The following is a 13,447-nucleotide window of genomic DNA, read 5'->3' on the forward strand; positions in this document are numbered from 1 at the left end:
GTATTTTAATTCATCTCAAGCACAAAAAACAAACCAAATACGGCATCGTATTTGGTTTGTTAGTAATTATTAAATTATTTTGTTTCAGTAGCTCAATTAACTTCATATGAAAGAAAGTTTAATGTATAACTTCACTAAAGTTTATTTAATCTGTTGTCGGAATGTTCATGCGTTCTAATATAATCGTATATGCATCATTACCCCATTGTAATGAGCGTTTGACTCTAGAGATTGTGGCAGTAGATGCACCTGATTCTTGTTCAATTGTCGCATAAGTATACCCTTGTTTAATCATCTTAGCGACTTGTAATCTTTGTGATAGTGATTGTATTTCATTGACTGTACATAAATCATCAAAAAATTGATAACATTCTTCTCTGGTTTCAAGCGTTAAAATAGCATCGAACAATTCGTCTAGTGCTTGGCCTCTTAATTTTTCAATTTGCATAAAAACAACCCCTGTATCTTTCAAATTAATCTCATTTTAACGTACTAATACATTAAAGTGTAACGATTAATATTGAGAAATTCAAGTATAGTTATTTTTCGTCCAAGCCAGCACGTTCAAATATTGTATCGACTTGATTTAAATGATGTTTAGGGTCAAAACAATCATCTAATTCTTCTTTTGTTAATTGACTCGTAATGGGATCATCTTGCTCAATTAACTCTCTGAATGGTGTTTTTGTTTCCCAAGATTCCATCGCTTTTGGTTGCACTCTATCATACGCTTCTTCACGCACCATACCTTTATTGATTAACGCAAGTAAGACACGTTGTGAGTAGATAAGTCCGAATGTTTTATCGATGTTGTCACGCATATTGTCTTCAAATACTGTTAATCTATCCACGATATTTGTGAAACGGTTTAATGCATAGTCTAAAGCGATTGTTACGTCTGGTAGCATGATACGTTCTGCTGATGAGTGAGAAATATCTCTTTCATGCCATAATGGAACATTTTCATAAGCCGTAGTGATATATCCTCTAATAACACGTGCAATACCAGTGATGTTTTCAGAACCAATCGGATTACGTTTATGTGGCATTGCTGAGGAACCTTTTTGACCTTTTGCGAAAGCTTCTTCTACTTCACGCGTTTCAGTCTTTTGTAAATTACGTATTTCTACCGCAAATTTTTCCATTGAAGTACTGATTAACGCTAAAGTTGCAATATAATATGCATGACGGTCACGTTGTAAAGTTTGTGTAGATACTGGCGCTACATCGATCCCTAAATTTTTACATACATGTGCTTCAATTTCAGGTGGAATATTAGCGAAAGTACCAACCGCTCCACTCATTTTTCCAACTTCAATTTCTTTTCTAACATTTTTAAAACGCTCTAGATTACGTTTCATTTCAGTGTACCAAAGTGCCATTTTCACACCGAACGTCGTTGGTTCAGCATGCACACCGTGTGTACGCCCCATCATTAAAGTATATTTATAATCTTTAGCTTTACGTGCTAACACTTCGATAAAACGTTCTAAATCTTGTTCAATGATGTCATTCGCTTGTTTAATGACGTAACTTAACGCAGTATCGACAACATCTGTTGAAGTTAAGCCGTAGTGTACCCATTTACGTTCTTCACCTAATGTTTCTGATACTTGTCTAGTAAAAGCAACTACATCGTGGCGTGTTTCTTCTTCAATTTCTTTAGCACGGTCAACGTCTACTTTTGCATTTTCTCTGATTTTTTTAACATCTTCTTCAGGTACATAACCTAATTTACTCCATGCTTCACTTGCAAGAATTTCAACTTCTAACCAAGCTTCGTAACGGTTTTGATCAGTCCAAATACTTTCCATTTCTTTTCTAGAATAACGTTCAATCATTGAAATAAGCTCCTATCTTTCAATTTTATAGTTCCACAAACTCCAAAACTTGTACATTTTATAATTTTTATCGGTTAAAGTTCGTGTTTGACCTCTTCAATCATAGTTTAACAGAATTATGTATAAATGTATAAATGTTTTTATCATCTTTTGTTAAAATCTTTCTACTTAAATAAAAAGTCACTTTGTCTAATTCAAGACGATAAATTACTTGAACCAACAAAATGACTTTTAAGCATTTCTTACTGATAGCGTTACTTCTCTATGAATACTTATGATTCATCCATTAACTTTCCAACAAACTGTATTTCTTGTCTAAGGACTTCAATTTCACCATTTTTATTTTCTTTATAGACTGGTTTTTCAAATCGTTTTACGGGCATATATCCCGCTTCTCGCATGCGTTTCAAACAATCTTGAATTGATTCTTGTTCTTCGACAATAAATTTTTGTTGTTTTTTCATATACTTTCCACTTCATCCGTATCATATTGTTTTAATTTCTTACTTCTAACACCTTTGGCCCAGAAACCACCGTTAATAGTTCTAGGTTCATATGCGACGATAAATGCTTTCTCATCTATTTGCTTAATCGTTTCGATTAATTTAAATTCAAATCTTCTTGGTGTTAGAATTTGTAAATTTAGTCGTTCTCCATCTCTGCCGTGTGCAGTATAATGTGTGACACCATAACCTAAATCTCTTAATTGTCTTGGTAAATCTAGCTCATATTCTGAAGATGTGACATTGACAACTGTGTATCCTAAAGCTAATTTCTCCACTATCTTCATACCTACAATAATCCCAATTGAAAAGCCAAAAGCATACGCAATGACATTTTGAATTTGATCTAAACTAGACATAACCATACCTAGCCCAACAACATAAACAAGTACTTCTAAAAAACTTACAACTGCAGCAACATAACGATAACCTTTTAATGTTAAAATTGTTCTCATTGTTAAGAACGTAACGTAAGCAACATTAATTACGAATATCGCTAACACCATCAACCATGGATTCGACGTTATTAGTGACATCACACATTTCCCTTTCTGTTCATTAAATTCACATTATTTTATCAGTGAATATTTAATTTGTCACTAGAAAGTTTTCGGGTTTTTAATTTTTAGGCCAAGTGTATCTCGTGTAGGCTAGTTCACGTTTATGCGCAGCTTTGATATAGTGATTTTCAATAGTATCTTTTGCTTCACTCGGTACAGATTTACCTTCTAAATAATCATCAATGTCATGATAACTAACACCAAGCGCTTCTTCATCTGGCAATTGAGGTTTATCATCTTCTAAATCAGCTGTCGGTACTTTATCGTATAAATGTTGTGGTGCTTCTAGATATTGTAATAGTTGTTTGCCTTGACGTTTATTAAGGCCAAAGATTGGTGCAATATCTGCTGCCCCATCACCATATTTTGTATAAAAACCAGTTACATTTTCAGCAGAATGGTCTGTACCGACAACGATGCCTTGATGATGTGCGGCAATAGAATATTGTACTTTCATACGTTCACGAGCCTTTTCATTACCTTTATGGAAATCATTAAGTGTAATTCCAGATGCTTCCAGTGACGCAACACTTTGATCAACTGCTGGTTTAATATTTACTGTATACGTTTTGTCAGGCTCTATAAATGCTAAGGCATCTTCGACTTCGTCAGCGTCTTTTTGCACACCATAAGGTAGCTTCACAGCTATAAACTCACAGTGAACATCCTCTTGTTTCAGTTCGTTAACAGCAATTTGACATAACTTGCCTGTTAATGTTGAATCTTGTCCTCCTGAGATACCTAATACTAATGATTCGATAAATGAGTGTGATTGAACATAACTTTTGATAAATTGTATAATACTGCGAGTTTCAGCGTGACTGTCAATTTCAGGTTTAACTTTCATTTCTCTTACAACGATATCTTGCAAGTTACTCATTTTCTTCTTCCATCTCCTTCACATGTTCTGCTACTTCGAAAATGCGTTTATGTTTATTTTCCCAACAAGCTGTACTTAAATCAACTGGATAATCTTGTGGGTTGAGGTGACGTTTATTTTCTTCCCAAAGATGTAACAGATTGTCATCTAAATATGCTTGTGCTTCTTTCTCACTTGGCAACTCATAGACAAGTTTACCTTCTTTAAAAATGTCATGATGCAAGTTTTTCGCTGTAAAAGATTTAATGAATTTCATTTTATATGTGTGAACTGGATGGAATAATTTAAGTGGTGATTCTGCGTCAGGATCTTCGTGTTCTAAAGTAATGTAATCACCTTCTGCTTTATTTGTTTTCTTATTAATAATACGATACACATTTTTCTTACCAGGTGTTGTTACTTTTTCCGCATTATTAGACAATTTGATACGATCAACATATTCGCCAGAGCTGTCTTGCACGGCTACGAGTTTGTAAACTGCACCTAAAGCAGGTTGATCATATCCGGTGATTAATTTCGTCCCAATCCCCCATGAATTCACTTTAGCACCTTGAGATTTCAAACTCATTATCGTCTGTTCATCTAAATCATTTGAAGCGATAATTTTGGTGTCTGTAAATCCTGCTTCATCAAGCATTTTACGTGCTTCTTTAGATAAATAAGCGATATCACCTGAGTCTAAACGTATGCCGACGAAATTAATTTTATCTCCTAACTCTTTCGCAACTTTTATCGCAGTCGGCACACCTGATTTCAATGTATGGAATGTATCTACTAAGAACACACAATCTTTATGGCGCTCTGCGTATTTTTTAAAGGCAATGTATTCATCCCCATAAGTCTGAACAAGCGCATGTGCGTGCGTTCCCGAAACAGGAATACCAAATAGTTTACCAGCTCGTACATTACTCGTTGAATCAAAACCACCTATGTAAGCTGCTCTAGCTCCCCATAGTGCAGCGTCGGTTTCTTGTGCACGTCTCGTTCCAAATTCCATAAGCTGATCTTGTGGTGCAACATGTCTAATTCGACTTGCTTTTGTAGTTATAAGTGTATGGAAATTCACTATATTTAATAACATCGTTTCTATTAATTGAGCTTGAATTAAAGGGGCTTCCACTCTAATAAGTGGTTCGTTACCAAAACAAAGCTCGCCTTCTTGCATTGAACGAATATTCCCAGTAAATTTTAAAGTTTTTAAATAACTCAGAAAATCATCTTTGTAACCAATCGATTTTAAATATTCAATATCAGATGATGAAAAATGGAAGTTTTCAATAAAATCAATTACACGTTTCAACCCATTAAATACGGCATATCCACTATCAAACGGCATATTTCTAAAGTATAAATCAAATACTGACCAACGTTCATGAATCCCATCATTCCAATAACTTTCAGCCATATTTATTTGATACAGATCGTTATGCAATACAAAGGTATCGTCTTCGTATTGGTACATCACTATCACTCCAATCAACTTTTTCATCAGTTTAGCATAAAAGCGATAACAGAAACACATGATAACTACACAATAAACATAATTGTTACAAATTAACTGAATTATTTGCGAATATTTTTATAAATTTTAAATTAACTGCAACAAAATAGTGACATTTTCATCAGAATGATTCTATTTTACAGAAAATAATTTATAATATGGTCGAGGTGTTAATATGTTAGAACAAGCTAGAACATTCATAGAGACCATGTATCAAGAATTACAATACGAGCCACAAGCAATTTCTAAGCGAATACATGAAATCGAACGTGAGATTAACGAGAGAGACACTTACTCACATACGTCAGAAGAACTTAAATATGGTGCCAAAATGGCCTGGAGAAATTCAAATCGATGCATTGGCCGGTTCTTTTGGGAGACATTACATGTAATCGATGCAAGAGATATTCGAACAGAACAAGCATTTATAAATAGTATCGAACACCATATCAAATTCGCCACAAATGATGGAAAGATCAAGCCTTGTATTACAATTTATTCTGCGGAGGACCCACCAACAATTTATAACAACCAGCTCATTAGATATGCGGGGTACGTTGAAAAAGGTGACCCTGCTGAACAAGAAGTTACGCAACTCGCACACCATTTAGGTTGGTCAGGTGGATATACAGACTTTGATATACTGCCCCTGATTTACCGTTGTCCAAATGGCTCTATGAAGTATCACGAATATAATTCAAATATAATAAAAGAAGTCCCTATTACACATGACAAATTCCCTAAACTCAAAAGCCTTAACTTGAAGTGGTATGCAGTACCAATCATTTCAAATATGGATTTAAAAATTGGTGGCATTACTTATCCAACGGCACCATTCAATGGATGGTACATGGTAAATGAAATCGCAGTACGAAACTTTACAGACAGTTATCGCTATAATTTATTAGAAAAAGTTGCAGCCGCTTTCGAATTTGATACACTTAAAAATAATTCATTTAATAAAGATCGCACACTCGTAGAATTGAATGATGCGGTATACCAATCATTTAAAAACGAAGGCGTTTCAATTGTTGATCATTTAACCGCTTCAAAACAGTTTGAAAGATTTGAATCAAATGAACATAAACAACATAGAACAGTTACTGGTAAATGGTCTTGGTTAGCACCATCGTTATCGCCTACACTCGTTTCTAACTATCATCATGGTTATGATAACACTATGCGAGAGCCCAATTTCTTCTATAAAAAGAGAGGCACTTCAGGCTGCCCCTTCCATTAGATAACAATTTACTCATCACTCAAGGAGTCACACGCTATGAAATTATACTATTTAGGTCCAAAAGGCACTTTCTCATATTTAGCAGCACAACAATACAAATCAGAAAATGAAGTAAATTACGTCTCGAAATCCAACCTCTATGAAGTGGTCAATGCTGTATCTAACGACGACAAAAGTATTGCAGTCGTCCCTATTGAAAATTCAATCGAAGGGACTATCAATATTGTCGCTGATGCGCTAACGCAGCAAAATATTTTTGCACATGGAGAGATACATTTAAATATTCAATTCGCGCTTTATGGATTAGACCATGTCCATCCAAGTGATATTGCACAAGTTTATTCCATAGCACCTGCTATCAGTCAAACAAGTCATTTCATTCAAAAAAATCAATACACTTATGACTACGTAGATAGCACGATTGCTAGTCTGGAAAAGATTACTGAAAATATCGGTGCTATTGCACCATTAGGTAGTGGAGAACCCTATGGTTACAAACCACTTGTCAAAAACATACAAGACTATCCACACAATACAACACGTTTCTTAGTCGTGAGTAACCAACCCGAATATAGCAACTTAGCAACCGATACGATGCTCTTAATCACACCGAAACAGGACAAAGCTGGTTTACTTGCAAGCATATTAAATACATTCGCTATGTTTAATATCAACCTTTCGTGGATTGAATCACGACCTCTTAAAACAAAATTAGGTATGTATCATTTCTTCGTGCAAGCCGATACACCTATGAATGATGAACTTAAAAAGATTATGACTATTTTACACACTTTAGATTTTGAAGTAACAATTATCGGTTCGTTTAAACGAATCAATTAATACAGAGCGAAATATAACGAATCCCTGCATAAAAAACTGGCTAATAAAAACGTTATTAGCCAGTCTATTTTTATATTTAATTATTTCAATGGTAATGGTTTTGTAACGTCGATACCTAATACAGGTGGTACTAAGAAATAAACGATGAGCACGATGATAATTACGCTAAGTATATTAACCCAGAATCCAACGGTTGCCATTTTTTTAATAGAAATACGTCCTGTACCAAAGACAATCGCATTAGGTGGTGTACCTACGGGTAACATATATGCACAGTTCGCTGCCATTGCTGCAGGCACCATTAATAATAATGGGTGCACTTGTACCGCTACAGACAAAGTAGCTAATATAGGCAATATCATAGTTGCCGTTGCTGTATTAGAAGTAATTTCAGTTAAGAACAATACAAAGATCGTAATAACAATCACGATAATAATTGGGCTAACCCCATCGATTAATTTAAGCTGTTCACCTAACCATTTTGCTAAACCACTCTTTGAAATTCCTTCAGCTAAAGCTAAACCTCCACCAAATAAGATGAGTACGCCCCATGGTAGATCTTTAGCCACTTCCCAATCAATAATACGTTTATGTTTTTCTTTGTTTTTAGCTGGAATTAAAAATAATAATACTGAGATAAACATCGCAATGGTTCCATCTGCAACTTCGGATGTTACACTCCAATTTTTGAGCAAGAATTCTCTGCTAATCCATAATAAACTAGCTAAAATGAAAACTGCTTGAACAACTTTTTCTTCATATTTCATTTTGCCTAGTTCGTTTAATTTTTCCTTAATGAGATCTTGGCCACCTGGCAATGATTTCATATCATGTTTAAATGCGATAAATCGTATGTAGAACCATACTAGCCCTAACAGTAAAATGACGGTTGGTACACCTATAATCATCCATTTTGCGAAACTTATTTCTTGGCCGAAAGTAGATTGAAATTGTCCTTTCAAGATAATTAAAGGCGGTGTCCCGATAAGTGTACCGAGCCCTCCTATTGTTCCAGCATATCCAATTGCCAGAACCAGTGATTGTTCAAATTTCTTCAAACTGCTTGAGCTGACATTCTCTTCTCTTAGTTCGTTTGCCTCTTTAATAATTGCTAACCCAATTGGAATCATAATCATGACTGCTGCAGTGTTCGAAACAAACATAGATAAAAATGCTGTAGCAACCATAAATCCTAATAAAATCTTCCCAGTACTTGTACCTAAATAACTAATAATGGTTAATGCCACTCTCGTATGCAAATTCCATCTTTCCATGGCTATAGCTAGTATAAAGCCACCTAAAAATAAAAATATAATATCGTTACCATATTTCGCTGATACCTCATCAGGATTCAACACATGACCGATAGGTAATAAAATCAAAGGTAAAAAACTTGTGGCCGCAATTGGAATAGCTTCTGTAATCCACCAAGTAGCTATCCATAAAGTAATCGCTAAAACAAAAACACCCTTACTAGGTAAACCATGTGGATGTACAAACAATAATGTTAATACAAATAACAATGGCCCTAATATGAGTCCAATCAACTGTCCCAAATTATATGACGGTTTCTTTTGCTGTTTAGAAAAGAAAGTTAAATAATGCGCTGCTCTAGAGTCCCCTTTTTCTAGATTTAACATAATATCCCCCCCACAAATTTTGTGAATATTCTAAATATTATTTAATTATAACACAAATATCTTAAAAGGAAATATTATATTTAAGCGCTTTCATTATTTATTCATTTATATTTATAAGTTGAGTGGCTTTGATTTTAGTGTTGTCAGGAACATCCAACACGAGCCCTTGAATATTATTTAAAAATAAACTTTGTGATTCATCATTAAAATGATTATCGGCAATGACAATATCTTGATGCTTTACGCAATTATAACTTTGTATATGAACTGCATCTTTCTTCATATGACCTTCAAAATCATTATTATAAATGTACAAATGTTTACCTGCTTGGGTTGAACGTTCTTTACCTTTTAAATCGCGTGCGTTCTTCCCTTCTTTAACTGCTAAATATCGAATACCACCATTACAATTAATAAAGTGATTATCGTATATATACATATTTGTTGATTTCAAAGGAGTTAACGCATAATATCCCATACCCTCAAAAGTATTATGACGAATGTGGATATTATCGTAAAACTGATTAAAACGACTCGCATGTGATCCTATTGCACGATTCCATGGTTGCATTGTCGGTGTGTCAGAATTTCCAAAATAACAATGCTCAATAATTACATTTTTAGTAATTGTGCCATCAGCTGCACCAAATTTCGGAAATGCTCCTTTAACTTGTAAATCAATTTGAATCGCTTCAGAAAAGCTACGATCTCCTTGAGGGTTGTTAAATCCTAAAAACTGACAACCACCCATATATAAACCATTTAAACCGCATGCGTCTATTGCATGCCCACCTACTATATCTTTAAACGTAACGTTTCTAATCTCTATTTCACGTGCATGGCCAATACTCATCGCTGTATTGTTATATGGATATGCTTCACCATTCATATCAAATGTACCACCACTGATTCGAATATGACCATTTCCATCGTAACCGTAATAACGTTTGAGCTTCGTTCCATTCTTTAACAACGCATCTTTACCACAACGTTTAAGCACTGCGTTGTCATCAAGTATAAGCGATGTACGCGCATATATGACGAGCGCTTTACGAATATGGTATTCACCTGCTGGAATATATATTTCAGTATTTCCATGTTTTTTTGCATAATTCAAAGCACGTTGTAACGCACGGGTATCAGCTCTTTTATTTTTGCCTTTTAATCCAAATTCTTTAGCATTTATCATAATTGAAATCCTTTCAAAAATTAATATTTATATATTAACGTTTAAACTATTTTTTAAACCCGTAGCACAACCTTTATAGTTTTAATGATATAGTTTATAATGACTACAAACTTGAATACGGGAGTGTTTTATACAAATGAAGAAAAGTGCACTGATTATCGTCGACTATTCCAATGATTTCGTCGCAGATAACGGCAAATTAACTTGTGGTGAACCAGGTCAAAAAATTGAAAGTTATATTGTTGAACGTATAGAAGCATACAATAAAGAAAAAAACGATATCTTCTTTATGATGGATTTGCATTACGAAGAAAACCAGTTCCACCCAGAAAGTAAGTTATTCCCACCTCACAATATTATTGGCACATTAGGTAGAGAACTTTACGGTAAAGTAAACGATATTTATCAAAACATTCTATTTAATGATTACGTACATTATCTTGATAAGACACGCTACGATTCTTTCCATGGCACACCATTAGATATCATGTTACGCGAACGTGGTATTACTCACTTAGAAATTGTAGGTGTATGTACTGACATTTGTATATTACACACTGCAGTAACTGCTTATAATTTAGGCTACCATTTAACGATTCCAGTTAAAGGCGTTGCAAGTTTCAATCCGGTTGGGCATGATTGGGCACTTGATCATTTTAAAAATTCTTTAGGTGCCGAAGTAGAATAAAGACACTTGAACATGCTAAAATGTAATTAAAAATATTGGTTAGGAGAATGATTACATGGCTAAAACATATATTTTCGGACATAAAAATCCTGATACAGATGCAATTTCATCTGCGATTATTATGGCTGATTTTGAAAAGCAAACAGGTAACACTGAAGCAACACCTTATCGATTAGGAGAAGTAGGTGCTGAAACTCAGTTTGCGTTAGATTATTTTAAAATCGATGCACCTGAATTGCTATCAGATAATTTAAGCGATCAAAAAGTTATCTTAGTTGACCATAACGAATTCCAACAAAGTGCAGATTCTATTGCAGATGCTGAAATTCAACATGTCGTTGACCATCATAGAATTGCTAACTTTGAAACAGCTGCACCTCTTTATTACCGTGCAGAACCAGTTGGTTGTACAGCTACAATTTTATATAAAATGTACAAAGAACGTGGTTTTGAAATTTCTCCTGAAATCGCTGGATTAATGATTTCTGCAATTATTTCAGATACTTTATTATTCAAATCACCAACTTGTACAGATGAAGATGTGGAAGCCGCAGAAGCTTTAAAATCAATTGCCAAAGTGGATTTAGAACAATACGGTTTAGATTTCTTAAAAGCAGGCGCATCTACAACTGATAAATCCGCTTCAGAATTAATTACAATGGATGCGAAATCATTCAACATGGGCGACAACACTACACGCATCGCACAAGTTAACGCAGTTGACATCGATGAAGTATTCGAACGTAAAGAAGAACTTGAAAAAGAAATGTTAACTGCAAGTGCAGAAGAAAAATACGACTTATTTGTACTCGTTGTTACTGACATTTTAAACAGTAACTCTAAGATCTTAGCAGTTGGATCAGAAAAAGATAAAGTCGGTCAAGCATTTGATGTGGAACTTGATAACGGCACTGCTTTCTTACCAGGCGTAGTATCAAGAAAGAAACAAGTCGTACCACAAATTACAGATGCTTTAAGTTAATTATTCACTACATCTCTAGCAAACGTATAGTCACGACTAACTAGTCACCCTTGCCGGGGTGGGATATTGAAATCTTGCGAATACTTTAGATTTCTGTCCCACTCCATTTTTATCAATTTGACAACATTTATGTATGTCAGACTAGGAGGATATCATTGGACGATTTAAAACAAAGGTTTGATCAATGTAAACAATTTTTCAATACACATGAAACTAAAAATGTTAAATTCAGAAAAAAACAATTAAAGCAATTAAGTAAAAGTATTCGTAATCACGAGGACGATTTATTAACTGCCTTTCAAAAAGACTTAGGCAAAAATAAAGTTGAAGCGTATGCAGCAGAAATAGGTTTTACTTTAAGAAATATCAAAGCAGCGAGGAAAGAACTTAAAAATTGGACTAAAGTGAAACAAGTTAATACTCCGATATTTATGTTCCCTACGAAAAGTTACATTATGAAAGAGCCTTATGGAACTGTATTGATTATCGGTCCATATAATTATCCTTTCCAGTTATTGTTCGAACCATTAATCGGTGCAATAGCTGCAGGTAATACAGTGATACTTAAACCTTCTGAATATACACCTAATGTTTCAGAAGTGATACAACAAATCATTGAAGATGCATGTCCACCAGAATATATTACTGTTTGTCAGGGTGATGCGAATACAACGCAATCATTAATTCACATGCCTTTCGATTACATCTTCTTTACAGGTAGTAAACAAGTCGGTAAGATTGTCTATCAAGCTGCTAGCCAAAATTTAGTGCCTGTCACACTTGAACTTGGCGGTAAATCACCTGTTATTGTGGATGATACAGCGAATATTAAAGTTGCTAGTGAACGTATTAGTTTCGGTAAATTTGCAAACGCGGGTCAGACATGTGTAGCTCCAGATTACGTTCTTGTTCAACGAAAAGTAAAAGATCAATTGGTCGAAGGCATGAAACAAACGTTGAAAGAATTTTATGGTAAATCAGTGAAAGATAGTCCAGATTTCGGACGAATTGTTAATCAAAGACACTTTGATAGATTGAAACACTTATTACAATTACATGAATCAGATATCATTCTTGGTGGAGAAACGGATGAAGATGAATTGTATGTCGCTCCAACTTTACTTGATGGAATTACGTTCGACTCTAAAATTATGGAAGACGAAATATTCGGTCCAGTATTTCCAATCATTACGTATGATGAATTCGATGAAGCTGTTGAATCCATCCGTAAACTTCCTAAACCATTAGCACTGTATCTCTTTAGTGAAGATGAAAATGCAACAGAACGCGTGTTAAATGAAATTTCATTCGGTGGTGGTGCCATCAATGACACAATGATGCATTTAGCTAATTCAAACTTACCATTTGGCGGTGTCGGTGGCTCTGGCATTGGACATTATCACGGAAAATATAGTTTCAATACATTTAGCCATGATAAATCATATATTTTTAAAACAACTCGTCTAGAATCAAGCTTATTGTTCCCTCCTTATAAAGGGAAATTCAAATATATCAAGAAATTCTATAATAATTGAAAGCATCGACGTTTATATACGCGTTAAACTAAAAAACGCCAAGCGCAT

General features: G+C 34.5%; 13 protein-coding genes. 5 read left to right on the plus strand and 8 right to left on the minus strand.

Annotated elements, in window-relative coordinates:
- Window positions 1-145: 145 nt before the first annotated feature.
- The 6 genes from QQM35_RS10700 to QQM35_RS10725 form a co-directional block, all read right to left on the minus strand.
- Window positions 146-448, minus strand: coding sequence for a YerC/YecD family TrpR-related protein (locus QQM35_RS10700; protein ID WP_251518429.1), 303 nt, complete (start codon window positions 446-448; stop codon window positions 146-148).
- 91 nt (window positions 449-539) lie between these two features.
- A complete protein-coding gene (gene purB / locus QQM35_RS10705; protein ID WP_342610388.1) occupies window positions 540-1,841 on the minus strand; it encodes an adenylosuccinate lyase in 1,302 nt (433 codons plus the stop codon).
- Between the two features lie 272 nt (window positions 1,842-2,113).
- Entirely contained in the window at window positions 2,114-2,305 is a 192-nt protein-coding gene (locus tag QQM35_RS10710) for an NETI motif-containing protein (protein ID WP_251518426.1), read from the minus strand.
- Entirely contained in the window at window positions 2,302-2,880 is a 579-nt protein-coding gene (locus tag QQM35_RS10715; protein WP_342610389.1) for a DUF2179 domain-containing protein, read from the minus strand. The genes QQM35_RS10710 and QQM35_RS10715 overlap by 4 nt, the downstream gene beginning before the upstream one ends.
- Before the next feature lie 82 nt (window positions 2,881-2,962).
- Entirely contained in the window at window positions 2,963-3,784 is an 822-nt protein-coding gene (gene nadE, locus QQM35_RS10720; RefSeq protein WP_251518422.1) for an ammonia-dependent NAD(+) synthetase, read from the minus strand.
- On the minus strand, window positions 3,777-5,246 hold the full coding sequence (locus tag QQM35_RS10725) for a nicotinate phosphoribosyltransferase (RefSeq protein WP_251518413.1): 1,470 nt from the start codon (window positions 5,244-5,246) through the stop codon (window positions 3,777-3,779). The genes nadE and QQM35_RS10725 overlap by 8 nt, the downstream gene beginning before the upstream one ends.
- A 214-nt stretch (window positions 5,247-5,460) precedes the next feature.
- Between QQM35_RS10725 and QQM35_RS10730 the strand changes: the two genes are divergently transcribed.
- Window positions 5,461-6,525, plus strand: a complete 1,065-nt coding sequence (locus QQM35_RS10730; RefSeq protein WP_342610390.1) for a nitric oxide synthase oxygenase — start codon at window positions 5,461-5,463, stop codon at window positions 6,523-6,525.
- 36 nt (window positions 6,526-6,561) lie between these two features.
- On the plus strand, window positions 6,562-7,365 hold the full coding sequence (locus QQM35_RS10735) for a prephenate dehydratase (RefSeq protein ID WP_251518409.1): 804 nt from the start codon (window positions 6,562-6,564) through the stop codon (window positions 7,363-7,365).
- A gap of 80 nt (window positions 7,366-7,445) precedes the next feature.
- Here the strand turns inward: QQM35_RS10735 and QQM35_RS10740 are convergent, their stop codons facing one another.
- Both QQM35_RS10740 and QQM35_RS10745 read right to left on the minus strand, forming a co-directional pair.
- Complete coding sequence (locus tag QQM35_RS10740) at window positions 7,446-9,005, minus strand: SLC13 family permease (protein ID WP_251518407.1); 1,560 nt, start codon at window positions 9,003-9,005, stop codon at window positions 7,446-7,448.
- Between the two features lie 97 nt (window positions 9,006-9,102).
- Window positions 9,103-10,197 (minus strand): glycosyl hydrolase family 28-related protein, encoded by a 1,095-nt coding sequence (locus QQM35_RS10745; protein WP_251519068.1) that lies wholly within the window; start codon window positions 10,195-10,197, stop codon window positions 9,103-9,105.
- 133 nt (window positions 10,198-10,330) lie between these two features.
- On the opposite strand from QQM35_RS10745, the gene QQM35_RS10750 reads away from it, so the two are divergent.
- The 3 genes from QQM35_RS10750 (at window position 10,331) to QQM35_RS10760 (ending at window position 13,399) form a co-directional block, all read left to right on the plus strand.
- On the plus strand, window positions 10,331-10,882 hold the full coding sequence (locus QQM35_RS10750; RefSeq protein ID WP_251518405.1) for a cysteine hydrolase family protein: 552 nt from the start codon (window positions 10,331-10,333) through the stop codon (window positions 10,880-10,882).
- A gap of 55 nt (window positions 10,883-10,937) precedes the next feature.
- On the plus strand, window positions 10,938-11,864 hold the full coding sequence (locus QQM35_RS10755) for a manganese-dependent inorganic pyrophosphatase (RefSeq protein WP_251518403.1): 927 nt from the start codon (window positions 10,938-10,940) through the stop codon (window positions 11,862-11,864).
- Window positions 11,865-12,019: 155 nt separating this feature from the next.
- Complete coding sequence (locus QQM35_RS10760) at window positions 12,020-13,399, plus strand: aldehyde dehydrogenase (RefSeq protein WP_418128829.1); 1,380 nt, start codon at window positions 12,020-12,022, stop codon at window positions 13,397-13,399.
- Window positions 13,400-13,447 lie beyond the last annotated feature (48 nt).

It is taken from the genome of Staphylococcus hsinchuensis (assembly GCF_038789205.1).
GTDB classification, from domain to species: domain Bacteria; phylum Bacillota; class Bacilli; order Staphylococcales; family Staphylococcaceae; genus Staphylococcus; species Staphylococcus hsinchuensis.